Here is a 26977-nt window from a genome sequence, read left to right as displayed (position 1 = left end):
AAGAAGCCTGCCTTTTGCTCAAAAGGCGGGCTTTTAGTCTTTATTCTCCACATGAAAGAAAATTTCAGCTATTGGAAGAATCTGAGTTAAGGCGCAATCTGGAGACCCGGATGCGGTATTGGAAATCTATTCAATTTCCTAAATTTACTGCACGGATGCTTTCTGGATGGAGCAGCGCCAGAGGTTAAGGACATTTGCGCATGAATTTTGATATTTCACCGTGGGGAAAATTGGCATTACTGCCCCGCCGGTGCAAACAGATCATCTTGCTATTGAGCGATGTCGCGTTTCTTTTGCTTGCAGCCTATCTCGCTTTTGTCATCCGGCTAGGGTTTTTATTTGTTCCTACAAAGGCGCAGCTCTTTCTAATTGGGATAGCTCCATTTCTTGCTGTTCCGGTATTCATTCGGTTCGGGCTTTATCGAGCAATTATCCGCTATCTGCCCGAGCGTTCAATCTGGCCTATCGTCCAAGCAACGGCGGTCTCAGCACTTTTTTGGGTGGCGCTGGTTTTTCTGACCGAGTTGTACGGAGGAGCCGGTCTTCCCCGCTCGGTTCCGCTGCTTTATTGGCTTTTGAGCACTGTTTTTATTTCGGCGAGCCGTTTTGGAGCCAAATGGCTGCTCCGAAATGTTGAGCATGGAAAGAATTATTCAAGCACAGCAATAATCGTTGGCGTGGGCGAGGCCGGGCGCCAGCTTGCGGTGGCATTGCGAAGTCATAGTGATACGCGCGTTATTGGATTTATCGATCCGGAAGATAAACTCGATGGGATGGATATTGTCGGATTACGCATCTATCGGATGGAGAAGATACCGAGCCTGATCGAGAATTTGGGCGTGGATCAGGTTCTCATTTCCGAGCCGCGGCTGACGCAGGAAAAGCGCAATGAGTTTGCAAAACTTTTAAGCCAATTACCGGTATCGACACGCATTCTTCCTCCGATCGCGGATTTGACTTCCGGAAAATATCTGGTCGGTGCATTACGCAATGTAGAAATTGACGATCTATTGGGTCGCTCTCCGGTCCCACCAGAGACGGAATTATTGCGTGATGTGGTTGAAGGTCATCGTATCATGGTGACGGGTGCGGGCGGTTCGATCGGAAGTGAACTTTGTCGCATTATTGCCCAATGGAACCCGGAACTTATAGTCCTTTATGAATCCAGTGAGTTTGCACTTTATCAGATCGAACGTGAGTTGCGTAAAGTTGCGGACTGCTCGATCGTGCCCGTTTTGGGTTGCGTAAGAGACGGAGCATGTGTCGAAACTGCTCTACGCGAACATCGTATTGATACGGTTTATCATTGTGCGGCCTATAAGCATGTGCCGCTCGTTGAAAAAAATCCGTTAATCGGCATTCAGAACAATGTGTTCGGCACCTATCAGGTTGCGGCGGCAGCGCTGGCTTCGGATGTAGAGCGTATGGTGTTGATTTCGTCGGACAAAGCCGTGCGGCCAACCAATATCATGGGCGCGACAAAGCGATGGGCCGAACTGATCATTTATTATCACGGCCTGCTAGCAGCCCAGCAGGGCAAGAAAAAACTGTTTTATTCTGTCCGCTTTGGAAATGTTTTGGGATCGAATGGCTCGGTTGTTCCTCTGTTTCGTGAACAGATTGCCAATGGTGGGCCGGTGACACTCACCCATGAGGACATGACGCGCTATTTCATGTCGATCAGGGAGGCAGCAGAACTGATTGTGCAATCGGGTGCGATTGCTCAATCGGGGGACACGGTGCTGCTGGAAATGGGCGACCCGATCAAGATAAGGGTGCTAGCGGAAAATATGATTATGCTTGCGGGCCTGACAGTGCGCAACAAAGATAATCCCGATGGCGACATCGCAATTGAGGTCACGGGCATTCGCGAAGGCGAAAAGATGCATGAGGAGCTCTTTTACGATCCATCACAGGTTCAACCCACCAGACACCCTAAAATTCTGCGTGCACCAAAGGGTAAGAAGGCTGATGTGGATGTTCCGGCAAATCTTGATACGCTGCGTAGCGCGCTTCAGAAAGGCGACGTTGAGGAAATCCGCAAGGTGCTTTTTAGCGTTATAGCGTCCTGATAAGTCCTCGAAAGTCCAGTAGCAGCAATAACACCACTACCAGTGCAATGAATAGACCTGCTATTTGCACGAAAATATGCTCGCAGCGTATGATTATCATTGCACCGCTTATCAGCAACAGATTCAGCAAAACAACATGAACAATGATTTTTTGCACGCTCCACCCAGACCGCCTTGCAAGTTGATAGGCGTGTTGAGAATGAGCTTTGAAAATATTCTCGCCTTTGACGGCGCGCAGAATGAGGGTCGTGCTCGTATCTAAAATATAGTAAAGTGGCAGGATCAGTGCGACGACGATATGTGTATTTTTTGCCAGAAGTAAAAATACCGTTCCCGCCAGCAGTCCAATGGGCAGACTCCCGGAATCGCCAAGAAAAATCCGCGCAGGTGGCCGATTAAAAAACGCGAAACCCAATAAACCACCAGCAGTTATAGCGGCTATGGCTCCGCTTCCGGCATCAGTCATCGTCAAAGCAGCAAGAATAGCCACGCCCAATAATGGAGTGCCAATTCCACCGACAGTCATTAAATCGAGGCCGTCCATGAAATTGGTTATATTGATTGAAGCTATTAGCGCGATGACCAGTATTATAATCTCGACACTGTGTGGCAATAGTTCGGGAAATAAACGGAAGTCGGCACCCAGGCCATAGAGGATAAGGCATGCTGCGATAAATTGCGCGGCAAATCGGGTTTTAACCGAAAGTTCAAAGCGATCATCAAGAGCGCCTATAATCCAAAGCAATAATGAAGCGCCGCTAAGGCAAAGCATCATGCGACTATCGAGCCCGAGATGCGTTCCAAAAAGTACTAGTGAAAGCACGATTGCGGGGATCAACGCTAATCCCCCTATTTGCCGGGCTGCAACGCTATGATTCGAGCGCGAATTAAATCGAGCCGCCAAAAAACTTGATGGCAGAAGCGACGATAAAATATAAAGGCCCGCTCCGCAGAGAATTGCGCTTGCGAAAAAGGACACTGAAAGCAAAATCATTCAGAATACCAATGATAGAAGACGGTGATCCAATATCAATTTTACCTCAATCAGGAAATACAAAGATTCGTCTATCGTGATTGTATAATCCATGTGAGAGCATAATTGCGGATATGGAACGTTAACGCGAGTGGCATTATGGTCTGCATAAACGAGTTTCGGAGTTTTCAGTGAAAATTTTCGTTTTTGGAAGTGTGAATGTTGATGTGAGCGCCCGAATGGCAATGCTCCCACGTCCCGGACAGACCGTGAATGCTACAAGTTATGGTATTGGATTGGGCGGCAAAGGAGCCAATCAGGCGGTTGCGATTGCCAAACTTGGCGGCGATGTCCGCTTCGTTGGAGCGGTTGGAAAAGATGCGTTCGGTGAGCTTGCATTAAAGGAAATGCAGCAATTCGGACTATCAACTCAAACTGTTCGTCAGATCGACAATGTGGATACTGGAATGGCAATCATCCAAGTCGAAGAGGCCGGGCAGAATTCGATTGCGGTTTGTGCAGGCGCTAACGCGCATTGGAAGCCCAGTGATATTGATCAATATAAACCAGATATTATCAATGCCAAAATTACACTGCTTCAGCGCGAGGTGCCCCATGAAGCAAATCTTACTGTCGCAAAAACAGCCAAATCCGCAGGCGGTTGTGTATTTTTAGATCCAGCACCAGTGGGAGATGCAGATAAATTGCGTGATTTAATTGCGCTGAGCGACATTGTTTCTCCCAATGAAACGGAAGCTGCAGAAATCACTGGTATTGAGCCAAATGACATCGCAAGCAGCGAAGCGGCAGCCCGTAAGATCATCGAAATGGGCGCGAAGATCGTGATCCTGAAATTAGGCGAACGCGGAGCGATGCTCGTGACAGCAGAAGAAAAGCGCCATTTTGAGCCTTTCAAAGTCACAGTCGTGGATACGGTTGCGGCTGGCGATAGTTTCAATGGCGGTTTTGCGGTTGCGTATACACAAGGTCAATCGCTTTCGGATTGCGTACGATTTGCTTCGGCGTCTGGCGCTGTGGCGGTAACTCGCGTGGGTGCCGGGGCGGCAGCGCCGAGATTAGAGGAAGTTCAACAATTGCTTGGGTCTGCATAAGCCGAAAACTTGCAGCACGCGAATGATGTCATGTGCGATTAGCGCATGACATCTACCGGCTTCATGGACAAAATCTATTCGAATACCTATGTGTTCAGCATAATAGCAAGGCGGCGGTGAAAATTATGTTTAAATACCAGCGCTACACGGTCTGTGTTGCTGCGATAGTTTTGACATTGATTTCAGTTTGGGGGGCGGTTTCGTATACCCCGTGGCTGTGGCTTTCGACCGCGGTTTTTGGTGCATTGGTTTTAGTAGGTATTCGAGATTTGCGGCAGCGAAAACACTCAATCCTGCGCAATTATCCTATTATTGGCCATATGCGTTTTATTTTCGAAAGTATCCGGCCCGAAATTCGGCAATATATGCTTGAATCCGACGATGAAGAAGTGCCGTTTAGCCGGCAAGATCGAGATCTTGTCTATCAACGCGCCAAAGGGGAGGAAGATAAGCGACCGTTCGGGACAATCGAGAATGTTTATAGTTCAGGTTACGGCTGGTTGACGCATTCGGCAGTTCCGGTCGAAATTAAAGACACCGATTTTCGCGTAACAATCGGCGGATCGTCTTGCGCGCAGCCTTATAGTGCCAGCCTTTATAATATTTCCGCCATGAGCTTTGGTGCATTGTCCGCTAATGCAATTTTGGCACTCAATATCGGCGCACGCAAAGGTCGTTTCGCCCATGATACGGGAGAAGGCAGCATCAGCAAATACCACCGCGAGGGCGGTGGCGATCTGATCTATCAAGTTGCCTCAGGTTATTTTGGCTGCCGTAATGAGGATGGTAGTTTTTCACCTGAAAAGTTTGCAGTGACGGCTTCCGATCCGCAAGTCAAAATGATTGAGCTAAAACTCAGCCAGGGGGCCAAGCCCGGTCATGGTGGAATGCTGCCCGCATCGAAGATTTCAGCCGAGATTGCTGAAGCTCGCGGCATCCCCATGGGCGTTGATTGCATTTCACCGGCAGCGCATAGCACGTTCAAAACGCCCATTGAATTGATGCATTTCATTGGCAAATTGCGTGAACTTTCCGAAGGAAAGCCGGTTGGGTTTAAACTATGCATTGGGCATCGCCGCGAATTCATGAGCATGGTAAAAGCCATGCTTGTTACGGGCATTATCCCCGATTTCATCGTCGTAGACGGCGCCGAAGGTGGAACGGGAGCGGCACCGGTGGAGTTTGCAAACCGTGTCGGCATGCCAATGTTGGAAGCCCTCACTTTCGTACATAACGCTCTTCGTGGAGCGGGAATTCGAGATGAAGTGAAAATAGGAGCAGCAGGCAAAATCGTCTCGGCTTTTGATATTGCACGAACTCTAGCTCTGGGGGCAGATTGGTGTAACTCGGCTCGTGGTTTCATGTTTGCGGTGGGCTGTATTCAAGCTCAATCCTGTCACACAAATACATGCCCGGTGGGAATAGCCACCCAGGACCCCCTTAGACAGCGTGCAATTGATATTGGTGATAAAAGCGAGCGGGTGGCGCGTTTTCACCGCAACACAATGCGCGCTTTGGGCGAGATTGCTGGCGCAGCCGGCTTATCCAATCCCAGTGATTTCATGCCTTATCATTTTATGTTCCGGCAGACGGATAATGAATTCCTCGACGGTAACGAAGTCTATCCATATTTGCCGGAAGGATTTTTGGTTTCAGGCGACGAGATCCCCGAATTGGCAGATTGGTATAGTCGTTGGGATCGTGCAACGCCGAATTCATTTGCACCGCCAGAAATTCCTCACGGGCCTTTCCAGCGTCGCAAGGCTGCTTAGATCCCGGCTTATAGTGCGGGATTGATGGCCAGCGGTCATCAGTCGCCGTTCTTTTCTGAAAAAGAACATTGATGAATATCAACCGGAAGGTTTTTTCTAGGCGGTTGCATCGCCCAATGTTATTTCTGGGGTGAATGTGATTATGCGCTCTAAAAGCGGACGTTCTTTAGTCATTGCACGGCAGGCAAGACGTGCGGCGATCTCGCCCATCTCCCTGCGGGGCGAACGGGAAGTGGCGATCTGAACCGGAAGGGAATTGGTGATTTCCAATCCGTTAAATCCGGCCAGAAGCAACTCTTCCGGCACGCGGACACCTCTTTGCATCGCCGCAAAAAGTCCGCCTGCGGCCATGTCATCATTTGTATAATAGATGCAATCAAGATCGCTTCTTTGCGAGAGCAGTTCTGCGGTCAGCTCTTTACCAAGTGTTGAAGAAGAAAAGCCGGGCGCAATAGCTTGGGCGATAAAACTCAAGCCGTTTTCTCCCAGAACCTGCTCAAAACCCGATCGCCGCTTAACCGCGCGCATATCCTTATCAAGAGCACTTCCGACATAGCCGATTTTTCGCCTTCCAGCCCGCAACAGTGCATGCGCCATATCGGCCCCGGCTTTTTGGTGTGATAGACCGATATTGAATTCTATCGGCTCGCCATCGGTATCCATGATTTGAATAACAGGAATTTCCGCCTGCAACAGCAATTGGCGTGTGCGCGGCAATTGATCGAGCCCGGTGACAATAATTGCCGCTGGCTGCCAAGATAGCATGTTTCGAATAACATCATATTCTTTGGTCGGCTCATAATCGGTAATGCCAAAAACCGCCTGCATATCAGTGCCCGCCAATCCATCGTTAATCCCCGCGAGCATTTCGGGAAAAACGATATTGGTCATGCTAGGGACAACGACACTAATAAGATCAGTGCGATTTGACGAAAGCGACAATGCAAGCCGATTGCGGACGTAACCTAGGCGATCAGCGGCGGCAATAACTTTTCGCATGCTATCTTCCGAAACGTCTGCCGCACCTCGTAATGCCCGCGATGCAGTCATTTTGCTGACCCCTGCAGCTAAGGCGACTGCCTCCAATGTGGGTTTTCGCATCGCTTCCCATCTCAGTAATCTCAAGCAAATTAAATCTATTGATAGGGCTGGATTCGGCAAAAGGCAAACGGTGCGGTAGTTGACAAGCGGAGTTTTTTATAACTACGTTACCGATACCGGTATCGATACCATGAAAGGCTGGGAGGAAAGCGGAGTGACGTCTGGCGGTACAGCGACTGTCATCGGTTTGGGGTCTATGGGTTGGGGGGCAGCCATGTCTCTCCTTCGTGCGGGCTTTACAGTTAAAGGCGTCGACATTGCACCCAAAGTGCTCGAACGATTTAACGCCGAAGGCGGATTGTGTTTTGCAACTCCTGCCGAAGCGGGAACCAGTGATGTGGTTTTCGTTTTTGTAGTCAATGCAGAGCAGGCGGAGGAGGTGTTGTTCGGGCCAAATGGTGCGATCAACAATGCCAATCCGGGAACGGTGTTTTTGCTCTGTGTTACGATGGCGCCCAGCGCCACAGTGAAAATAGCAAAAAAGCTTGAAGATGCAGGCATGGCCGTAATTGACGCGCCCGTATCGGGTGGACATGCCAAGGCGCTGGCCGGAGAAATGACCATTATGGGGTCAGGCTCAGAGGCAGCGTTTGAAAAAGCGGCTGGCGCGCTAGACGCCGTTGCCGCCAAGGTTTTTCGTCTTGGCACCGAGGCCGGGCTTGGCTCCAAACTTAAGATGATCAATCAACTGCTTGCGGGTGTTCATATTGCCGCTGCGGCGGAAGCAATGAGCCTTGCGGCAAAGATTGGTCTCGATCTTAAGACCGTTTTTGAAGTGGTAAAAGTTTCGGCTGGCTCGTCATGGATGTTTGAAAACCGCGGGCCTCATATTGTGGAAGGCGATTATACACCGCATTCTGCTGTGAATATTTTTGTGAAAGATCTGGGGATCGTTACTAGTGAGGCAGAAAGTGTGGGCGGCGTGACGCCGTTGAGCGAAACTGCTCTTAATTTATTTCGCGATGCCGCTTTAGCTGGATTGGGGGCTGAGGATGATGCTGCTGTGGCCAAAATCCTTGCCAAGAGAAGTGGGATTGTGCTTCCAGGCATGGAAGCGAATGCGGGAAGGGCAGAAAACTAAATGGCGACGTTTTCTGCAAATTTAGGGTTTCTTTGGCAGGATTTGTCACTGCCCGATGCTATCCGAGCCGCCAAAAAAGCAGGCTTTGTGGCGGTCGAATGTCATTGGCCCTATCAATATAGCACGCAAGAGATAGCTGCTGCATTGCAAGAAACTGGGCTGCCAATGCTGGGTCTCAATACCGCACGCGGAAACGTGGCGGCGGGCGACAATGGTCTGGCCGCTATTCCCGGTCGAGAAGCGGAAGCGCGAGAGGCAATCGATCAGGCGATTGAATATGCAGCGGCGCTCGGGGTGGCAAATGTTCATGTCATGGCCGGAAATGCATCTGGTGAAGATGCTCACCGTACGTTTCTGAGCAATCTTGACTATGCGTCTAAACAGGCGGCTAAAAGCAATATCACAATTTTGATTGAGCCTCTTAACCGCTATGATGCGGCGGGATATTTTCTTAAAACCTCTGTTCAAGCGATTGCTATAATAAAAGAGTTGCAGGTTGAGAATCTCAAACTAATGTTTGATTGCTATCACCTTCAGATCATGGAAGGTGATATTAGCAGGAGGCTTGAAACTAGCCTGCCATATATTGGACATATCCAGATTGCGGCTGTGCCCGACCGAGCAGAGCCCGATCACGGAGAATTGAATTATCAGCATGTGCTGGGGCTACTGGATTCTTTGGGCTATCAGCTGCCAATCGGAGCTGAATATAAGCCGAGAAGTACAACAGAAGCCGGACTTTCATGGATGAGGAGTTACGATGACCGCGGCCGTAAGTGAGAAAAACAAAGGAATAGCGTTGGTCACCGGCGGCGGGACCGGCGTGGGGCGCGCGATTAGCAAAGCTTTGGCCATTGCTGGTTACAAGGTTGTGATCTCGGGGCGGCGCGCAGAAGTTCTCGAAACGGCAGCTGAAGAACTCCGCTCGGAAACCGGAGCAGAAATTCATTCTGTTGCAGCGGATGTTAGTGATCCTGTTGCAGTTCGAGCCTTGTTTGATGAAATCGAAACAAAATACGGACGGCTTGATCTTCTTGTGAATAATGCCGGCGGCACCGCGCCAGGCGTGCCGATGGAAGAAATCACCTATGAACAGTGGAGCACCATTGTCGGTGCGAACCTGACCGGCGCATTTCTTTGCACGCAACAAGCATTTAGACTTATGAAGTCTCAAAATCCTCGCGGCGGGCGCATTATTAACAATGGTTCTATCTCTGCAACTACACCGCGGCCTAATTCAGCACCCTACACGGCGACCAAGCACGCTATAACGGGTCTGACAAAGTCATCGGCACTTGATGGTAGAGATTTTGATATTGCTTGCGGTCAGATCGACATCGGTAATGCTGCAACCGATATGACAAAGACAATTTCTACCGGCGTTATCCAAGCTAATGGCACATTGGCGGCCGAGCCTACTATCGACGCTGCGCATGTGGCTGATGCTGTTGTTTACATGGCAAGTTTGCCCCTTAATGCAAATGTGCTTACCATGACAGTGATGGCAACGAAAATGCCTTATGTTGGTCGGGGATAAGCGAGCAAAGATTAACCCGGTTGAAAAATGTAGGAGAATGTAGAAACTTGTGATCTCGGTGCGTGAGGAGACCGTGATCATAATAAATAGATTGCTCTCTGGGAGGAGGATGCATGGCTGCGGTTCAATTCGCCGACGTAAGGAAATCTTTCGGTAATTTCCCCGTGATTAAAGGTGTCGATATCGACATCGAGGATGGTGAATTCGTCATTTTAGTAGGCCCGTCTGGCTGCGGTAAATCAACTTTGTTGCGCATGCTGGCGGGGCTTGAAAATATATCGGGTGGGGAAATCCGGATCGGCGGAAGGACCGTTAACACGCTGCCGCCAAAGGAGCGGGACATCGCGATGGTGTTCCAGAATTACGCTCTTTATCCTCACATGACAGTAGCGAAAAATATGGCTTTTTCGCTGATGCTTAATTCATCTCCTCAGGCAGAAATTGACAAACGGGTCAATTATGCAGCCGAGATACTTGGACTGAGTAATTTGCTGGATCGCTACCCCCGGCAATTGTCGGGTGGTCAGCGCCAGCGTGTCGCCATGGGGCGCGCTATTGTGCGAGATCCTCAGGTATTTCTGTTTGACGAGCCGCTTTCTAACCTCGATGCGAAATTACGCGTGGCGATGCGTGCAGAGATCAAGGAGCTGCACCATCGGCTGAAAACCACGACTGTTTATGTTACGCATGATCAGATCGAAGCTATGACCATGGCTGACAAAATTGTTGTCATGCATGATGGCAAGGTTGAACAGGTCGGCTCACCGCTTGAGCTTTATGATAATCCCAACAACCTGTTTGTTGCTGGATTTATCGGCTCACCTGCGATGAATATGATTAAAGGCAGGCTGGCAGAGGATGACAACCGTGTTTTTGTCGCTGAAGATGGCACGCGCTTACCGCTTTCACACGCTTATCCCAACGCGGCAGGTAAAGATCTGATCTATGGTCTTCGCCCTGAATATATCCGTTTGGATAGTGAAGGTATGTCCGTTCCGGTAAGTGTGATCGAGCCTACGGGCTACGAAACCCATATTGTCACAAAGCTCGGCGGGGCTGATGTCACCTGTGTATTCCGGGAGCGTGTTATCGCCCGGCCAGATGAGAATATTTCTATTTCGATTGATCCCGGCAATGTGCATCTATTCGATGTGCAAAGCGGGCAACGATTGACTGTATGATGTGAAAGAATTCGCTGGCGAAGAGGAGTTGCCGGCGTGCTCAATTAGGTTCCCATCATAATCAGCCATCCGCCCGACGGGACAGCGGATGTAAGCGGGAAAAAGTCCCGGATTTGGAGGAGGAGCATATGACCATCAAAAGAAGAACATTTCTTGCCGGAACGGCAAGCCTTGTAGGCGCGTCTAGCCTGTCTGGACTGGGAATTCGCCCGGCATTCGCGTCTGAGCCTCAATATACGCCGGAGGAAGGCGCGAGCCTGCGTCTTTTACGTTGGACTCCTTTTGTAAAGGGTGATGAAGACGCGTGGCTTGCCAATACCAAAAAGTTCACTGAAGCAACTGGCGTCGAAGTCCGTGTGGATAAGGAAAGCTGGGAAGATATTCGTCCCAAAGCTGCGGTGGCCGCGAATGTGGGTTCTGGCCCGGATATAGTAATGTGCTGGTTCGACGACGCACACCAATATCCAGATAAGCTTCTTGATCTAACAGAACTCGGCAATTATCTCGATGCGAAATATGGTGGCTTTTACGAAGGCCTGAAAGGATATGCGACCCGCGGTGATAAGTTCATCGCAATGCCCTTGACCGCAATCGGCAACGCGATTGTCTATCGCGAAAGCCAGATGAATAAGGCAGGATTTTCCGAGTTCCCGCAAGATACGGCTGGCTTCCTTGAGCTTTGCAAGGCGCTGAAAGCCAATGGTACACCGGCAGGGTTCCCGCATGGTAAAGCTGTGGGCGATGGCAATAATTATGCCCATTGGCTTCTTTGGAGCCATGGCGGGCAGATGGTTGACGAAAGCGGCAAGGTGACGATCAACTCACCGGAGACGCTAGCAGCCGTTAAATATGCCAAGGAACTCTATGACACCTTCATTCCAGGCACTGAAAGCTGGCTGGATATCAACAATAACCGCGCCTATCTGGCCGGACAGGTGTCAATGACAGCAAATGGCGTTTCTATTTTCTATGCAGCCGAAAACGATCCGGCTCTCAAGGAAATAGCGGAAGATACGCAAAGCACCAACTTCCCAATCGGGCCGGTGGACAAGAGTGTCGAACTACACCAGACCAGTTCACTACTGGTGTTTAATCACACCAAATATCCAGAAGCTGCAAAGGCTTACATCAAATTCATGATGGAAGCTGACCAGATGAATGCATGGCTTGAAGGTTCCAGCGCTTATTGCTGCCAGCCATTGCGTGCATTCGCGGATAATCCGGTCTGGAAACAGCGCCCCGTTCACGGACCTTATCAGCGTGCGTCGGAAACATTGCGACCTAATGGTTATGCAGGTCCGCTTGGCTATGCATCAGCAGCGGTAATGGCAGATTACGTGCTCGTGGATATGTTCGCGGCTGCGGTAACCGGTTCGATGTCGCCGGAAGACGCCATCGCAGCAGCAGAAAAGCGAGCTGAACGCTATTATCGCGTTTAACCGCTTCGGCTTTGGGGCGAGAGTTGATGCTTTCGCCCCAGCTTAAGCCATTTGCCTGGAGAAGCTATCCATGACAATGACAAGTTCTACCGGTGCGGGCGCGCCGCAGCGTTCTTTGTTCTCTCGGATGGGGAACAATCACAATATGCTGGGATTTTTCTTTATGCTGCCTGCGGCAGTATTCTTGCTCTGTTTTCTTACTTATCCGCTTGGGCTGGGCGTCTGGCTGGGCTTTACCGATACGACAATCGGACGGGACGGGATTTTCGTCGGCCTCGAAAATTATGAATTTCTTTGGGACGATAGCGTCTTCTGGTTATCTGTGTTCAACACGATCCTTTATACAAGCGTTGCATCAGTGTTGAAATTCGTGCTCGGTTTATGGCTTGCACTGCTTCTCAATGAGAATCTGCCGATCAAATCTTTTTTCCGAGCGATTATTCTTCTGCCTTGGGTTGTGCCCACTGTGCTATCGGCGCTTGCATTTTGGTGGATATTTGATTCCCAATTCTCGATTATTTCCTGGGCATTGATGGAAATGGGATTGATCAATAGTCCGATCAACTTCTTAGGCGATCCGACAAATGCGCGTGCGTCAGTTATCGCTGCGAACGTTTGGCGCGGTATCCCATTCGTTGCCATTTCCTTATTGGCAGGATTGCAGACTATTCCAGTTTCACTTCAGGAAGCGGCATCTCTGGACGGTGCGTCGAGCTGGCAGCGTTTCCGCTATGTGACTTTACCGATGCTCACCCCGATCATTGCCGTGGTGATGACGTTCTCCGTATTGTTCACCTTTACCGATTTCCAGCTTATTTACGTGTTGACAAAGGGCGGTCCGGTAAATGCGACCCACCTTATGGCGACTTTGTCGTTCCAACGCGCTATTCCCGGTGGTCAATTGGGCGAGGGGGCGGCGATTGCGGTTGCGATGATTCCCTTTCTCCTCGCCGCCATCATGTTCTCTTTCTTCGGCTTGCAGCGTCGTAAATGGCAGCAGGGCGGGGGCGATTGATCACGGAGATGAGCATGAATACCAAGTTACAAACTCACGACAGTGTCGCTACATCGCCGTTGACCGATGATACGCAGGGCATGTCATATCTCAATCGGCTTCCACGGCGAGTGGTAACTATTTATCTGCCACTGGCGGTCTTTATTTTCGTGTTGCTGTTTCCGTTTTATTGGATGACTGTCACCGCTATAAAGCCCAACCACCAGTTGACTGATTACAGCAATTACAGCCCATTTTTGGTGGTGGGCGCCACGCTCGAACACATCAAATATCTGTTATTCGAGACCTCATATCCGGGTTGGCTATGGAACACGATGTTGGTGGCAACCGCTTCAACGATCCTTTCGCTTATTGCATCGGTCGCTGGAGCATATGCTATTGAACGCATCCGATTCACCGGCGCACGGTCAGTGGGACTGCTGATCTTTTTGGCCTATTTGGTGCCGCCATCGATTCTCTTCATTCCATTGGCGTTTCTGGTTTTCAAAATCGGAATTTACGATACGCGGATGGCGTTGATTTTCACCTATCCGACTTTCCTTATCCCGTTTTGCACCTGGTTGCTGATGGGGTATTTCCGCTCAATTCCGTTCGAGCTTGAAGAAAGTGCGTTGGTTGATGGGGCAAGTCGCTGGCAAATTTTGACAAAAATCGTTCTGCCATTGGCAGTTCCAGGGCTGATCTCTGCCGGAATCTTCGCTTTTACCCTATCGTGGAATGAATTCATCTACGCACTGACCTTTATTCAATCGTCGGAGAATAAGACAGTGCCGGTCGGGGTGCTGACGGAGTTGGTGCGCGGGGATATTTTCGAATGGGGCGCTTTGATGGCCGGAGCGCTGTTTGGCTCGCTACCGGTGGTAATCCTTTATTCTTTCTTTGTGGATTACTACGTCTCGTCGATGACAGGCGCAGTGAAAGAATAGGTTAAAAAAGCCGACCCATGTGGGGTCGGCTTCCAATTTTTCGGCCAGATATTAAGCTTGAACAGGACTTGTTCGAGAAGTTGCCCACGATGTGCTTTATTCTGGGTTCTGTTGTTGCGATGATGTGATTCTCGTCAAGCGAGGTCATTGCAAGAAACAGATGAAGAGGAAGGCTTTCGGATGCCGAAAAGGGTTTCTGCTCTCGCACCATTTCAGAACAAGACATTCCGCGGATTATGGTTGGCGACACTTGTATCCAATCTGGGCGGACTGGTGCAAATGGTCGGCGCGGGATGGCTGATGGCAACCATCGCGCAATCCGATGATATGGTGGCGTTGGTTCAGGCATCGACCACGCTGCCAGTTATGATTTTCTCAGTGGCGGCGGGCGCTTTGGCAGATAGTTTTGACCGTCGCCGTATTATGCTCACAGCGCAAATTATGCTGCTTCTTGTCTCATTTGCTCTGGCGATCTCAACTTATATGGGCGCTTTATCGCCATGGATGTTGCTGGGCTTTACCTTCCTTATTGGTTGCGGCGGGGCTTTGCATAATCCTTCGTGGCAAGCATCAATGGGCGATATTGTTTCGCGTAATGATTTGCCATCGGCGGTCGCGCTCAATAGTATGAGTTTTAATCTGATGCGCAGCATTGGGCCGGCAATTGGCGGCTTGATCGTTGCCGCGGCTGGCGCAGCCTTTGCTTTTCTTTTCAACGCGTTAAGCTATTTTACGCTTATCATTGCGCTTTGGCGATGGAAGCCGGTTGTAGCCAAATCAAGTTTACCACGCGAGACTTTTGGCTCTGCGATGATGGCCGGATTGCGCTACGCCTCTATGTCGCCCAACCTTCTTAAGGTCATGTTCCGGGCCTTTCTTTTCGGCTTGGCTGGTGTGGTGGTTTTGGCGCTCTTACCCCTCGTTGCGCGTGATATGGTGCAAGGGACCGCACTGACCTATGGCATTATGCTGGGCTTCTTTGGGTTGGGAGCTATTGGTGGTGCGCTCTCGAGCACCCGATTACGTGAAATGGTCAGCAATGAATGGATCGTGCGCGGTGCTTTCGTTACATTCGGTATTAGCTGCGCTTTGCTGTCGGTAACGACCAATGTTTGGCTAGGCTGTCTCTTTTTGATGCCTGTCGGCGTTGCCTGGGTGCTTGCGCTTTCACTTTTTAATGTCACTGTGCAGCTTTCTACACCGCGATGGGTGGTGGGCCGAGCATTGGCTCTTTATCAAACGGCGACCTTCGGGGGCATGGCTGTTGGAAGTTGGCTATGGGGTGTAGTGGCCCATGATTTTTCGGTTCCTACCGCACTGATAGCTGCCGGTGCCGTGCTTTTATTTGGCGCGTTGATTGGCGTTTTTTTGCCGCAACCGGAATTCGAGTCGCTTAATCTGGACCCGCTTAATCATTTTAACGAGCCTACTTTGCGACTTGATTTGCGCTCCCGCAGTGGTCCGATCATGATTATGGTTGATTACAAAATCGCGCAGGAAGACGTTGCAGAATTTCTCGCAGTGATGACGCTGCGGCGACGTATTCGAATTCGCGATGGTGCTCGCCAATGGGCGTTATTACGTGATTTGGAAAATCCCGAAAGCTGGACAGAAAGCTACCATGTGCCGACTTGGGTCGAATATGTCCGGCATAATCAACGCCGGACCCAGGCAGATGCAGAGGTTTCTCAACGCTTATTTGCCTTGCATAAAGGTGATAAACCGCCTCAGATACACCGAATGATTGAGCGTCAGACAGTACCGATTCATGACGATATGCCGCTTAAACCGCATTTGGATGTTCATTAAAGCCATCAAGGCTTCGATTCAGAATAGCGAACCTTGATCTATTTTAGGCGAGCGCTGTTTTGATGGGGTTTTGGGTGCGGAAGTAGGCCGAGTTCGTCCTTCGTCGTGGCCCGCGATAGCGTCTATGACACCATCTTGGAAGCGGATTGAAAGCTTGTCGCCTTGAGAAATGCTGCCAGCCTGTTTAACGGGCTTGCCTTCCGCATCACGCACGATTGCAAAACCGCGCTCTAATACGCTTTCGTAAGACAGTGTTCGCATTAACCTTTCAAGCTCAAGGCTGCGTCGTTTACGATGATCTAGCAAACGGATGATCGCATGATCGCGGCGGCGATCCCGCTGTTCAATTTCCGTTTTAGCCATTTGCAGACGACGTAGCAGAGGCTCATATGCGAGGCGCTCGGCACGATGGGAGAGCGATGTACGACGTTCGCGCAAAAATGCTTCCAACCCGCGCGGCAAACGCTGTTCAAATAAATTGATGCTACGCTTGTGCTCTTCAATTCGTCGCTGAAGCAGTCGCGATGAAAGTTGACGGGCGTGGCCTTCAAAATGAACCCGTTTTTTCTGAGTATTGACAAAAAGCGCCCTTGTAAGTCGCGATGCCGCTTCGTCAAAGCGACGGCGAGGCAGGGCAAGCAATTGGTCAGTGGAAGGCAGAGCGCGCGCACAAGCCCGATGCGCTTGCCTTTTCATATCAAGAAAACGCGATATTGCAGCGGAATGTCGTGCTGATAGCGTTGCGACGGTTGCCAGCAAGTCTGATTTCACCGGGACTGCCAATTCTGCGGCGCCCGTCGGGGTAGGTGCGCGCACATCAGCAGCAAGGTCGATTAATGTCCAGTCAGTCTCATGACCCACGGCAGAGATGATCGGAATATGGGACGCGGCCACTGAACGCACAACGATTTCATCGTTAAAGCCCCATAAATCCTCTAGGCTGCCGCCACCGCGCGCAACAATTATGAGGTCAGGTTGCGGAATATGACCAGTTCGTTCAAGTGAATTGAAGCCGTCAATAGCAGCTGCGACCTCCGCCCCAGATGTTTCGCCTTGAACGCGCACGGGCCAGACAATCACATGGAGAGGGTAACGGTCAGATATCCGGTGGATGATATCGCGGATGACCGCGCCCGTCGGTGAAGTGACGACACCGATCACCTTGGGCATGAATGGAAGGAGCTGTTTTGCGGCTGGATCAAAGAGGCCTTCGGCTGCAAGTCGGCGTTTTCGTTCTTCCAGAAGGGCCATTAGTGCGCCCGCGCCTGCGGGCTCCAACTGCTCAATGACGATCTGATATTTGGAAGAACCCGGATAGGTCGTGAGCTTGCCGGTGGCGATTACTTCCATTCCCTCTTCAGGACGGAAGCGCAATCGGTTCATCGAACCGCGCCAGATTACGGCCTCCAAGCGGGCACGATCATCTTTGAGCGCGAAGTAAGCGTGCCCAGAAGAGTGCGGACCACGATAGCCAGAAATTTCGCCGCGCACGCGAATATGTGAAAACGCATTCTCAACCGTGCGTTTAAGCGCGCCAGAGATTTCGGAAACGCTAAATTCAGCTACGTTTGACGCAGCGACGGTCGGTGTCGAATCGGAACCCATGCTCATCCTGCTATTGGCCAGCCCCCGTAGCGGCTGATCAACTGCTCACAATGCCGCTGCCACATTATGCACATCACGGGATGGGCAGCAATTCATTGTTGCGAACGCGCCGCAGCCTTTGGGAAAGAAATGCATGACTAGACGCCCCGAGCAGGATGAAAAGAGAACTACGCCGTTTGAGGGAGCGCGTCCTGATTTTTTCCAGCGTCGATGGGTGGACCGGGCAATTGTTCATGGACGGAGATCCCATAACGCAACTGGTCGATTTTTGTTGAGGGCTTTAAAGGATGCCCAGAAATTTCATATCGTTGACATAAGATTTGAATTTCTTACGATTATTTTCTTAAAAGGGCTTGCCTTCATATCCTAGAATCGCTAGATGAAAGCCGCTCGCTGCGGAAAACATGGCCGCGATGCTGGATGACTGATTGAGCGTCATCTTTGCTGGGGAATAGTTTAATGGTAGAACGACGGACTCTGACTCCGTTAGTCTTGGTTCGAATCCAAGTTCCCCAGCCAATTGATTTCATTATATGACTTTTTTGCTGTGTCTTGCTCTCATTGACGAGTGGGTTCATGGCTATTAGTGAGCTGAGTCCTTCAAACTTTTTCAGATTTTGGTAGAGTTCAATCCTGGTAGGAGATGAATAATGAAGCGCTAACGGTCTTCAGAAGAACAAATAGTCAGAATGATTAAAGAGCAGGAAGCGGGAACGCCGGCTGCCCAAATATGACGCTAATATGGGATTAGCAGCGCCAGCCTTTACAGATACAAAGCCCAGTTTGGTAGGTAATTCGGTTGCTTCCGATGCGCGTAAACTGAAGGCATTGGAAGAAGAAAAAAATTCCAAATTGAAGAAGCTCCTTGCTGAGACGATGCTCGTCAATGCCATTTTGAAGGTTGCTGTAAAAAATGGTAACACCCGGGGCGAGACGAGATGCAGTTGCTCATCTCCGCCAAGTATATGCTGTAAGCCAGCGTCGGCGTATGCCGTTTTATGCATTGATCGATCAAGTGTGCGTTATCGTCGTAAGCGGCCTAATGATGCGCTTATTCGTAAAGTAATGAGACAAGTGGCTTCCGAACAACGGTGCTTCGGTTAGCGCATCGCTGCAGTTCTCAAACATTCGGGCAAGTTCGACAGATAGGCTTGGTATTGACGTTCCTGTTGATTAGTCATAATCGCTAAATTAGTGATGTTGAGGCGAAGTGATGTTGCAGCGGCATACTAACCGTGACAGCTTTTTTAGGAATTATGATCGCATTGACTAGGCCAAGAACGTCAATGGCTTGTGGGCGGGGAATGTAACAAGCGATCGCACCTTTGAGCCTTAAACTTCACCGGTTAGGTCTAGGGTAACTCTCCTACAGGTCGCTACTTTTTCAATCTGACCACGTGAAACTTTCGGCGCGTGTGATGAGGGCGCCTTTGGTGTTAACGTTATAGGTGCTTAATTTTGAAAAAACATTGGCGATGCTGACATTCAGATCACAAACAGAGGCAGCGGTGACCGTATGGCTTTACATAGGATAAAAGGTCGTACGTTTAACCGTATAAGTTCAACTGAATACACAACTGGTACGATACGCTTGTTCGAAAGGCGAGCAGTGGCTTTCAGAAGGTAATAGCATCTGAGAATTCCTTCCCTGATCTATCGCTTTGTGACTTTGAGGGCGAATGTGGGCAGTTGGACGGAACGTTAGCCCACGCACTGGAAAGAATCTTCGGCCTTTCCTGCATAAAAAGCGGGCTAACGCTCATCGAGGCTCCTTAACTATGTTTCACACGTTATTAAACTGACGACACAAGCCGTCCACTGGGGCGGCTTTTTGCTCAGTTGTCATTATGGAGGGTTAAAAACGGAGGACTTACCAAAGTGGTGCTCTTGGTCGTCCCTTCGAAAAACCTTCGGATGCCGAACAGATCGCCGAATTTACGCTTTCACAACTAATCCTTACGGCTAATATTTATCATAACGAACCCATCTTTTTTGATGCCAACAAGGTTACGATGGCGGCTCAACCGTTGTAGGCTATGCTTGTTCTACCGTTTCAGAGGCGGCAGGTTGCAAGCGTTGGAGGCCTGGTCGTCTACCAGCTGATATCTGGTGCAAAGCGGGAGAGTGCCAAAACGTTGATGTGTTCGCGTATTTAGCGTGCTTTAGCCCGCAGACTTATGCGACTAGTATGCCACACATGCCATATCAACTGTAATTGACATATTTTTGATACGAAAACGCCCTAATTGGCCTAAATCGAATAGTATAGCCGGACCCAAAAGTGTTTTATATATTGCCGGGTACCATATGCGTTTGCGAAATAAAGTAGGAAAAATTAAGGAATTATGGAAGAACAAGGAGGTTGGGCTCCACATTGATCGGGAGTTTTATAAACGGATTAACACAGATGTGTGCGAGGCCGGGGTCGATCCATTTGTGCACTATATATTGCATGGTTATGCCGAGGGGCGTGATCCTGCTCCGTGGTTCTCCACCAAAGGATACATTAAACAAAATCCAGACGTGGCTAATTCCAAGCTCAATCCATTTTACCATTATTTAAAGTATGGTAGGCGTGAAGGCAGGAGAGTGTTGCCATCAAATGCGTTAGCGTCATCTAATAAAAGTAAGTATCGTGATTTTTTTCCATCAGCTGTTACTGATCACGTCGGAGCACTCAAGCAATATTTACTTTCTCAGCATATGTCAGGACGGGCAGATGTTAATGAGAATATATTTAACACTCTCGATGACCTAGTGGCCAAAGGTATTGAGGTCCTGCCGATCGGCGATATATCGCTCGAATTGCACATGGCTGCCATTTATCCCTATTTTGATAAAGATTTTTATCTGCGACATAATCCAGACGTTGCTGCAGCCGGTATAAACCCTCTAGTGCATTATTGTAAGCATGGATGGAGTGAACTTCGGCGTCCTAATCCGGAGTTCGACTCTTGGTGGTATTGCCTACAATATTTGAACGTAAAAGCGGACACAATAGATCCGCTTTTGCATTATGTTTTGGTTGGGAAAAGTCGCGATTATAAAACTCGAAGACCCGATCCCATTCAACTCCGTAAAGCCTCAGTACGGTATCAAGCCGGTCAAAGAATCAAACGAGTTTGTCTTTTTGCTGCATATGACCAGCACGGAATTGTTGATGACTATGTTATTGAGTACCTAAAAGATCTGTCCCAGTATGCGGACATTTACTACCTCGCCGATTGCGATATGCAACCGGGAGAACTGAGCAAATTGGACGGCTTGGTCAAAGGTGCTTGGAGTATCAGGCACGGTGAATATGACTTTGGATCGTATTCCCGTTTGGCTCGTGAACTTGTCGGTTGGGAAGTTCTGGATCAATACGATGAACTAATACTCGCGAACGACAGTTGTTATTTGCTCCGGCCCCTCAAGAGTGTTTTCCAGAAAATGGACAGCATTGAGACCGATTGGTGGGGAATGCAGGCCACCAAAGGTCTGTCAATAACGCGTGCGGAAGATCAAAAGAGGTTTCCTAATCCAATTGCACTTGAAGAAATTAAGTCCAAACATCTGAATTCCTTTGAAAGTGATTACATATATAACTTTCATATAGGTTCGTACTTTGTTGTCTACCGTAAATCTGTAATACAAGATAAATTGTTTCGAGCGATGCTTAATTCTGTTGTTAAGCAAAAGAGTAAATCGCTTATAATAAGAAAGTATGAAAATGGTTTCACCCGCCAGCTGATCCACCAAGGATACCAATTCCACACATATATAGATGAACTCTATCCATTTCACCCGATCTACACGGAATCGATTTTTGAACTTTTAGGAAAGGGGTTCCCTTTTCTTAAAAGATATCTTCTCGCTGAAAACCATTATTTCGTTCCTGACCTGTCGGATTGGAAGGAGAGGATTCGTTCGATTGTTCCTGAGGTTAAACTCGATAAAATTGAATCAAATCTTTACCGGGTTTCGAATAGTGAAAAATTATATAGGAATTTCAGGGTAAAGCGATCGAGCGAATACACACCTATATATCCGCATATTCGTTCGAACTCTGAAATAGCTTCTCTTGATCAGAAAATACCCAAGTTCGATAATTGGTGGGCTTTTCCCGTGTGTGCGTACGACCATACCTTTGCAGGTAATGACAGGGCGGTTTTTGAGGAGGTAAAATCCAACACAAATATTAAAAAAGTCATATTGACAAGAAGTAAGCATATCAACGTAAGTGGAGAGAACGTTGAGATTTGGCCTCTCAAAAGTATAGAGGGGCAGGATTTGCTGCTCCGCTCGAAGATTGTTTTCATAAAGCATACACCCGAGGCCAATATCGGATACCCTCTTTCAGGTGATCATCATCATTTTATCAATTTATGGCACGGTATCCCTCTGAAAAGGATTGGTTATGCGTCATTAGATCAGGCTGACAACTTAGAAAGACTCGCGAAGGAGCATAGTCGATCCAAAGCCGTCATCAGTTCTTCTAAGGTGGACACTTTGGCAATGGCGTCCGGATTTTATCCGCTGAGTTATCACGACATATGGATGACCGGATTACCTCGCCATGATTTCATTGTACGAGAGTTTGATAGGCTGCCTCAGGATCTGCAGGCTGAAGAATTGAGGCTACGTAAATCGGTTGGCGGACGTCGGCTGATTCTGTTCTGCCCCACTTTTCGTAACGGTCAAAATGGCGCAGGTTATAAGTTTTCGGAAGCAGAGCTTTCGGCTCTTGCAGATTGGCTGCAACAGAATAATGCAGTTCTTGGAGTCCGGGAGCATATGGCAGATAGGCATCAGACATATAAAAATCAGCTTGTCGGGGAGAATATCTTAGACGTTTCTTCGTTAACTTATCCAAATATTGAGATTTTGTTTCGGGTCTCGGATGCGCTGATCACCGACTATTCTAGTTGTTTCGTAGATTATATCTTAACTGGGAAGCATCTTATAAGTTTTGCTTACGACTTAGATCGCTATCAGAGTTTAGAACGAGGTATGTTCTACGATCTGGACTTCTGCTTTCCAGGAGATATCTGCAAAGAATTCTCTGCTGTCATTGCTTCGCTTAATAATGCGTCTTCACGTAACTTTCAGAACACTGACCCCTCATTTAGGTGGAAGAAAAAACTCTTTTTTGACTATGAGGGTGACAGAAATGCGGCGCGTGTCGTCAGCCGGGTTAAGGCCCTGATTGGAGGTTACTAAGTGAAAAGAATCGTAACCTACGGAACGTTTGATATCTTACATACGGGGCATATCAATTTATTAAAGCGCGCACGTGCGCTGGGGGATGAGCTTTATGTTGGGCTGTCTAGCGACTCTTTTAATATGATTAAGAATAAGAAATCTGTTCTTGATTATAGCAATAGAAAAGTTGTTTTGGAATCCCTTAAGTACGTTGACTACGTTTTTCCTGAGGAAAATTGGGATCAAAAAAGTGTAGATGTAAGAAAATATAAAATAGATTCTTTTGTTATAGGCGAAGATTGGAGAGGAAAGTTCGATTTTCTGAAAGAATATTGTAACGTTATTTACCTTCCGCGAACGCCAAGTATCTCGACAACTATGCTTAAGAAAAAAATACTCCACGTTGCGGCTTAACTGACCTGTTGCAAGTCGTATTGAACAATTGTGACGAAGCGCTCATATTCCGCGCACAGTGGGATATGTGCGCCGTCTATCTGTTGAAAGTATATATCTAATCATAGATTAAAAGCATGCGGCTGCGATGAAAAGAAACTCGTTTTTCGTTAGAATTTAGATTAATCAAATGACTAATTTTCGCGTCCGAGGATAACGAAAATGATTCTACAAAATTGCTACGAAAATATTATTTAAGTAAGCACCTAACCTTTCTGTTGATTAACGAATCTCTAGCAATAGCTGACCCCCGTCTATAAAACACTGTAAGCTCCCCTGCGTGAGGATTGAGGCTGACACTTCTTTGCTTTCGCATGATTAAGCGCTTGATCATTCTCCCATAACATCAGGGAAATACCATCAACGTGTCGGCATGGGATGTGCAGCTAGCCCTGGGAAGTAAACTATGAGAAAGTTTTCCGCGAACTATGCGATAAGGCGTTGTCACTTGTCTGCGTGGATTTTGTAGCAAATCCCAAGCTTTTGTTAGAGCCTGAATATGCTGCGCCCATTCTGATCGTCGGCATGAAAGAAGGCTGGTTTACTAGCAAAAAGCTTTCCGACTATATCCCGCTACAAAAGTCTGACTTTAAGATGCCCGGCGGATTGTAACGGCATAGATAAGGCTGACGTGATCGCCGACTGTGCCAGACAATATGGCCGCTTATGCCGCCTTCACCTTGCCATGGGCTAAGGCGGAGCTTGGGCGAAACCGTCTCTTCGTCAGTGAATTTTAAATGTGCAAAACATTTGACGAAAACGCTCCGTCTGCTCCAATCAAGTCTCATTATCCTGCGAGGAATCTTTGCTGTAAAGCTCACGCACTTTTTGATTTTGCGTTGCCTGTTCCGTTCTGCTTAATCGACGCTGGTGGAGTTCTGCGATGACGATTACCGCAGCTAAAATTAAGACGCCGCCAGTCATAGTAAACAGCCACATACCATTTTCAAACATACAAGCCTCCCATCGTTGCGTGCGAAACGTTAAGGTTTTTTCAATCTTTTGACCGATCGGGATAGTGCTCCGAAGGGACTTTTTTAGTCTCACTTCCGGGCGAATTGGATTGCTCGTGGGTGGGTTTTTCCTGCTGATCCTTCGGGTCGCCGGGCGTGGGATCAATTGTGTGATGTTCCCGGTGATGTTTGTTTTTAAAACCGGGCGGTTGCTCTTTGCTCATGACTTTCTCCTAAAATTATATTTTATGTAAGTGTTGTAAAAAGAACGCTTGTCAGTCAAAAAAGCTCCAGAAAAACTTTCGGACGCAGCTTTGCGCTAGCAAATTCCGAAATGGCTTATAAAGTGATGCCGCAAGGGGCGGTGAATGAACATTGCACCGAAATTGATTCAAGTGACATAAAAATGTGCCAGAGGGATTGACTTGGATTTAACCCGGCAGAAAATAAGATATGCAACAATCCGTGCTGGATTAGACGTGATTGCTTATTCGGGCATTGCCGACCTTATGGCTCAAAGCACTTTGGGGTCGGTTATATTCACCCTCCATCATGTGCGCCCGAATGAGGAAGCTAAATTTCAGCCAAACAAGATCTTATCCATTACCCCTGAGTTTCTTGCAGAGGCGTTAGAAACTGCCCTGCAGATCGGCTTGATCCCAGTTCATCTTCATGAAATTCCTTCATTGCTTGCCAATCAAGGTGAAAAACGCCGCTTCGTTGCGTTTACGCTCGATGACGGTTATCGCAATAATATGCAGCATGCTGCCCCAGTTTTTCGCCGATTTAACGTCCCTTACACTGTCTTTCCGACGATGGGCTTCATAGAGCGGCGCCGCACGATTTGGTGGGAGACCTGCGGATTATTGTTGGAAAAGCAGGATGTTTTAAATTTTGATTTCGGGCAGGGGGTCGAAAGGGTCGAGGCGAAATCACACGATGAAAAACTTCGTGCTTTTAACCGTTTTGCCGATTTTGTTAACCTAACTGACGAGGACGAGGCGGTTAACCGGATAGATCAATTGGCGCGGCACCACGATATTGATCCTCTGGCGATTGTCAGCGATCTCGTCTTGGATGAAGCCGAATTATCGCAGTTTGCGAAAGATCCACTCGTCAAAATTGGTGCTCACTCCGTAACCCATGTGAATTTGCGCCGGATCAGCGACGCACGCTTGAAGCAGGAAATTGATGATTCTATCAAAGGGATCGAGCACTATTGCGGCTATCGCCCTAAAAGCTTCGCTTATCCTTATGGTTGGCGCTCAGCCTATGGAAAGCGTGAAGAGCAAGCCATTTTGGAAGCTGGTTTTCAGGTAGGGGTGACAACGCGACCGCAAGTTTTACGGCGCTCCTCTGCGGATAATCCTGCCTCATTTGGACGTATTTCACTAAACGGCGACTTCCAAAAAAGACGTTATGTTAAATCTCTTATCGCCGGACTTTCTTTGAAGGCTATGAAATAGCGCAATTTTATGTTTGAGAGCGCCACGTATCGCGCTATTGAGCGTAAATTACGTCAACGCAGGTTGGTTTTCGGGTTGCTTCAAAGAATGAGATACTATGTCTGTTGAGCGCGCTAGCTTTTATATTTTATTGACCCTGGTAACGATAGCATTCGCATGGCTATTGCTTCCATATTATTCCGCCGTTCTCTGGGGAGTAATTCTTGCGGTAATCTTTCACCCTGTTCAACAAAAACTGATGTTGCTGTTTAACGGGCGGCGCAATATAGCGGCGTTGATCTCGGTTTTGATGTGCATCTGTCTGGTTATCATACCGGCTTTGTTGATATTCGTATCGTTGGTTCAGGAGGGAAATTCTCTTTATCATCGCCTGACCACACGCGAATTTGATCTCAATAATTATATTTCGCGCATTATGGGTGCGCTTCCAGAAAGCTTAGAAGAATGGCTGGTGCGGCTGGAGCTTGGTAGCTTTGCGGAATGGCGAACGCGTATCTCTTCGACAGCATTACAAGCAAGCCAGGTTTTTGCAGGACGCCTTGTCAGTTTCGGCCAGAATACGATGCAGTTTTTCATCGGCTTTGGCATCATGATCTATCTGCTCTTTTTCCTGTTTCGCGATGGCACGGAACTGGGTTCGCGAATTCGCAGAGCAATTCCACTAAGCGAGGACTATACGCAGCAGTTTCTCGAAAAGTTTACCGCAGTTATCCGTGCGACCGTGAAAGGAAATATCATCATCGCAATCGTTCAAGGAACGATCGGAGGAATTGCTTTCTGGCTTCTTGATATAGAAGCGGCCCTTCTTTGGGGCGTATTGATGGTATTTTTCTCGTTATTGCCCGCAGTCGGGGCAGCATTGGTCTGGGCGCCGGCGGCTCTTTGGTTTTTTATCAACGGCCAATGGGGAAAAGGTACCATCCTGATTTTAGTTGGCGCTCTCGTAATTGGTTTGATTGATAATTTACTGCGTCCACCGCTTGTGGGTAAAGGAACACGTATGCCTGACTACGTGGTGTTGATTTCAACGATTGGTGGGATATCGTTGATTGGCATCAATGGATTTGTGGTCGGGCCTATGATTGCAGCAATGTTCATTGCCGCATGGTCCTTGCTGGCTGAAGAACAAGAAGCACATTCGGCAAAGTCAAACCAGTTGTAAGTTAAAGGCCAGTTGTAAAATCGGGAACTGAAAAGAACAAAAAAGAACGCCCGCTGCACCGGAGGAGGATTGTGCAGCGGGCTGATCTGTAAAGCGTGATTGGGAGGAGGAGTATCACGCTTTGGATGTTCAGTTT

At 48.5% G+C, this 26977-nt stretch carries 22 protein-coding genes and 1 tRNA gene; 17 read left to right on the top strand and 6 right to left on the bottom strand.

Annotation, left to right across the window (positions count from 1 at the left end; translation table 11 throughout):
* Positions 1 to 200: 200 nt before the first annotated feature.
* Positions 201 to 2072, top strand: coding sequence for a polysaccharide biosynthesis protein (locus C7374_RS06205; protein WP_111574745.1), 1872 nt, complete (start codon positions 201 to 203; stop codon positions 2070 to 2072).
* Here the strand turns inward: C7374_RS06205 and C7374_RS06200 are convergent.
* Positions 2059 to 3066 (bottom strand): MraY family glycosyltransferase, encoded by a 1008-nt coding sequence (locus tag C7374_RS06200; protein ID WP_111574744.1) that lies wholly within the window; start codon positions 3064 to 3066, stop codon positions 2059 to 2061. The genes C7374_RS06205 and C7374_RS06200 overlap by 14 nt on opposite strands.
* A gap of 218 nt (positions 3067 to 3284) precedes the next feature.
* On the opposite strand from C7374_RS06200, the gene rbsK reads away from it, so the two are divergent.
* Positions 3285 to 4157 carry a ribokinase gene (gene rbsK / locus C7374_RS06195; RefSeq protein WP_245412600.1) on the top strand — a complete coding sequence of 291 codons (873 nt, stop codon included), beginning with the start codon at positions 3285 to 3287 and terminating at the stop codon, positions 4155 to 4157.
* A 125-nt stretch (positions 4158 to 4282) separates the two neighbouring features.
* Complete coding sequence (locus C7374_RS06190; protein ID WP_111574742.1) at positions 4283 to 5929, top strand: FMN-binding glutamate synthase family protein; 1647 nt, start codon at positions 4283 to 4285, stop codon at positions 5927 to 5929.
* 96 nt (positions 5930 to 6025) lie between these two features.
* Here C7374_RS06190 and C7374_RS06185 read toward each other — a convergent pair whose 3' ends face one another.
* On the bottom strand, positions 6026 to 7030 hold the full coding sequence (locus C7374_RS06185; protein ID WP_111574741.1) for a LacI family DNA-binding transcriptional regulator: 1005 nt from the start codon (positions 7028 to 7030) through the stop codon (positions 6026 to 6028).
* A 130-nt stretch (positions 7031 to 7160) separates the two neighbouring features.
* Here C7374_RS06185 and ltnD point away from each other — a divergent pair, with 130 nt between their 5' ends.
* The 8 genes from ltnD (at position 7161) to C7374_RS06145 (ending at position 16018) form a co-directional block, all read left to right on the top strand.
* Complete coding sequence (ltnD, locus tag C7374_RS06180; RefSeq protein WP_111574952.1) at positions 7161 to 8111, top strand: L-threonate dehydrogenase; 951 nt, start codon at positions 7161 to 7163, stop codon at positions 8109 to 8111.
* Positions 8112 to 8891, top strand: a complete 780-nt coding sequence (locus tag C7374_RS06175) for a hydroxypyruvate isomerase family protein (protein ID WP_111574740.1) — start codon at positions 8112 to 8114, stop codon at positions 8889 to 8891.
* Complete coding sequence (locus tag C7374_RS06170) at positions 8872 to 9648, top strand: SDR family oxidoreductase (RefSeq protein ID WP_111574739.1); 777 nt, start codon at positions 8872 to 8874, stop codon at positions 9646 to 9648. The genes C7374_RS06175 and C7374_RS06170 overlap by 20 nt, the downstream gene beginning before the upstream one ends.
* Before the next feature lie 113 nt (positions 9649 to 9761).
* Positions 9762 to 10829 carry an ABC transporter ATP-binding protein gene (locus tag C7374_RS06165; protein WP_111574738.1) on the top strand — a complete coding sequence of 356 codons (1068 nt, stop codon included), beginning with the start codon at positions 9762 to 9764 and terminating at the stop codon, positions 10827 to 10829.
* A gap of 128 nt (positions 10830 to 10957) precedes the next feature.
* Positions 10958 to 12268: an ABC transporter substrate-binding protein gene (locus tag C7374_RS06160; RefSeq protein WP_111574737.1), complete on the top strand. Its 1311-nt coding sequence runs from the start codon at positions 10958 to 10960 to the stop codon at positions 12266 to 12268.
* Positions 12269 to 12338: 70 nt separating this feature from the next.
* Positions 12339 to 13283, top strand: coding sequence for a carbohydrate ABC transporter permease (locus tag C7374_RS06155; protein ID WP_374850002.1), 945 nt, complete (start codon positions 12339 to 12341; stop codon positions 13281 to 13283).
* 8 nt (positions 13284 to 13291) lie between these two features.
* Complete coding sequence (locus C7374_RS06150; RefSeq protein ID WP_374850000.1) at positions 13292 to 14209, top strand: carbohydrate ABC transporter permease; 918 nt, start codon at positions 13292 to 13294, stop codon at positions 14207 to 14209.
* A 180-nt stretch (positions 14210 to 14389) separates the two neighbouring features.
* Complete coding sequence (locus C7374_RS06145; RefSeq protein WP_111574735.1) at positions 14390 to 16018, top strand: MFS transporter; 1629 nt, start codon at positions 14390 to 14392, stop codon at positions 16016 to 16018.
* 18 nt (positions 16019 to 16036) lie between these two features.
* Here the strand turns inward: C7374_RS06145 and xseA are convergent, their stop codons facing one another.
* Positions 16037 to 17623 (bottom strand): exodeoxyribonuclease VII large subunit, encoded by a 1587-nt coding sequence (gene xseA / locus C7374_RS06140; RefSeq protein WP_111574734.1) that lies wholly within the window; start codon positions 17621 to 17623, stop codon positions 16037 to 16039.
* Positions 17624 to 18068: 445 nt separating this feature from the next.
* On the opposite strand from xseA, the gene C7374_RS06130 reads away from it, so the two are divergent.
* Positions 18069 to 18142: transfer RNA gene (locus C7374_RS06130), tRNA-Gln, on the top strand.
* 149 nt (positions 18143 to 18291) lie between these two features.
* Here the strand turns inward: C7374_RS06130 and C7374_RS06125 are convergent.
* Positions 18292 to 18627, bottom strand: a complete 336-nt coding sequence (locus tag C7374_RS06125) for a hypothetical protein (protein ID WP_111574732.1) — start codon at positions 18625 to 18627, stop codon at positions 18292 to 18294.
* 1303 nt (positions 18628 to 19930) lie between these two features.
* Here C7374_RS06125 and C7374_RS06120 point away from each other — a divergent pair.
* From C7374_RS06120 to C7374_RS15890, 3 genes are all read left to right on the top strand, one after another.
* On the top strand, positions 19931 to 22825 hold the full coding sequence (locus C7374_RS06120) for a CDP-glycerol glycerophosphotransferase family protein (RefSeq protein WP_111574731.1): 2895 nt from the start codon (positions 19931 to 19933) through the stop codon (positions 22823 to 22825).
* The gene (tagD, locus tag C7374_RS06115) at positions 22826 to 23221 is read left to right on the top strand and encodes a glycerol-3-phosphate cytidylyltransferase (protein WP_111574730.1); all 396 of its coding nucleotides are present in this window, start codon (positions 22826 to 22828) and stop codon (positions 23219 to 23221) included.
* 480 nt (positions 23222 to 23701) lie between these two features.
* Entirely contained in the window at positions 23702 to 23872 is a 171-nt protein-coding gene (locus tag C7374_RS15890) for a hypothetical protein (protein WP_210205082.1), read from the top strand.
* 165 nt (positions 23873 to 24037) lie between these two features.
* Here C7374_RS15890 and C7374_RS15885 read toward each other — a convergent pair whose 3' ends face one another.
* Positions 24038 to 24214 (bottom strand): hypothetical protein, encoded by a 177-nt coding sequence (locus tag C7374_RS15885; RefSeq protein WP_158527804.1) that lies wholly within the window; start codon positions 24212 to 24214, stop codon positions 24038 to 24040.
* 40 nt (positions 24215 to 24254) lie between these two features.
* A complete protein-coding gene (locus tag C7374_RS06110) occupies positions 24255 to 24437 on the bottom strand; it encodes a hypothetical protein (protein WP_111574729.1) in 183 nt (60 codons plus the stop codon).
* A gap of 255 nt (positions 24438 to 24692) precedes the next feature.
* Between C7374_RS06110 and C7374_RS06105 the strand changes: the two genes are divergently transcribed.
* Both C7374_RS06105 and C7374_RS06100 read left to right on the top strand, forming a co-directional pair.
* On the top strand, positions 24693 to 25679 hold the full coding sequence (locus C7374_RS06105; RefSeq protein WP_245412592.1) for a polysaccharide deacetylase family protein: 987 nt from the start codon (positions 24693 to 24695) through the stop codon (positions 25677 to 25679).
* 97 nt (positions 25680 to 25776) lie between these two features.
* Entirely contained in the window at positions 25777 to 26841 is a 1065-nt protein-coding gene (locus C7374_RS06100; RefSeq protein WP_111574728.1) for an AI-2E family transporter, read from the top strand.
* Positions 26842 to 26977: the final 136 nt, after the last annotated feature.

It is taken from the genome of Falsochrobactrum ovis, assembly GCF_003259955.1.
GTDB lineage: Bacteria > Pseudomonadota > Alphaproteobacteria > Rhizobiales > Rhizobiaceae > Brucella > Brucella ovis_A.
Note: the sequence above shows the minus strand (reverse complement) of the source record. Positions and strands in the feature narration are given on the sequence as shown.

Coding starts and splice junctions, on each gene's coding strand:
- C7374_RS06125 (WP_111574732.1), bottom strand. CDS start 18,627: ATGCATAAAACGGCATACGCCGACGCTGGCTTACAGCATATACTTGGC.
- C7374_RS06170 (WP_111574739.1), top strand. CDS start 8,872: ATGACCGCGGCCGTAAGTGAGAAAAACAAAGGAATAGCGTTGGTCACC.
- C7374_RS06185 (WP_111574741.1), bottom strand. CDS start 7,030: ATGCGAAAACCCACATTGGAGGCAGTCGCCTTAGCTGCAGGGGTCAGC.
- C7374_RS06155 (WP_374850002.1), top strand. CDS start 12,339: ATGACAATGACAAGTTCTACCGGTGCGGGCGCGCCGCAGCGTTCTTTG.
- rbsK (WP_245412600.1), top strand. CDS start 3,285: ATGGCAATGCTCCCACGTCCCGGACAGACCGTGAATGCTACAAGTTAT.
- xseA (WP_111574734.1), bottom strand. CDS start 17,623: ATGGGTTCCGATTCGACACCGACCGTCGCTGCGTCAAACGTAGCTGAA.
- C7374_RS06120 (WP_111574731.1), top strand. CDS start 19,931: ATGCGTTTGCGAAATAAAGTAGGAAAAATTAAGGAATTATGGAAGAAC.
- C7374_RS06110 (WP_111574729.1), bottom strand. CDS start 24,437: ATGAGCAAAGAGCAACCGCCCGGTTTTAAAAACAAACATCACCGGGAA.
- C7374_RS06165 (WP_111574738.1), top strand. CDS start 9,762: ATGGCTGCGGTTCAATTCGCCGACGTAAGGAAATCTTTCGGTAATTTC.
- C7374_RS06150 (WP_374850000.1), top strand. CDS start 13,292: ATGAGCATGAATACCAAGTTACAAACTCACGACAGTGTCGCTACATCG.
- C7374_RS06160 (WP_111574737.1), top strand. CDS start 10,958: ATGACCATCAAAAGAAGAACATTTCTTGCCGGAACGGCAAGCCTTGTA.
- C7374_RS06100 (WP_111574728.1), top strand. CDS start 25,777: ATGTCTGTTGAGCGCGCTAGCTTTTATATTTTATTGACCCTGGTAACG.
- C7374_RS06190 (WP_111574742.1), top strand. CDS start 4,283: ATGTTTAAATACCAGCGCTACACGGTCTGTGTTGCTGCGATAGTTTTG.
- C7374_RS06175 (WP_111574740.1), top strand. CDS start 8,112: ATGGCGACGTTTTCTGCAAATTTAGGGTTTCTTTGGCAGGATTTGTCA.
- C7374_RS15885 (WP_158527804.1), bottom strand. CDS start 24,214: ATGTTTGAAAATGGTATGTGGCTGTTTACTATGACTGGCGGCGTCTTA.
- C7374_RS06200 (WP_111574744.1), bottom strand. CDS start 3,066: ATGATTTTGCTTTCAGTGTCCTTTTTCGCAAGCGCAATTCTCTGCGGA.
- ltnD (WP_111574952.1), top strand. CDS start 7,161: ATGAAAGGCTGGGAGGAAAGCGGAGTGACGTCTGGCGGTACAGCGACT.
- C7374_RS06205 (WP_111574745.1), top strand. CDS start 201: ATGAATTTTGATATTTCACCGTGGGGAAAATTGGCATTACTGCCCCGC.
- C7374_RS06145 (WP_111574735.1), top strand. CDS start 14,390: ATGCCGAAAAGGGTTTCTGCTCTCGCACCATTTCAGAACAAGACATTC.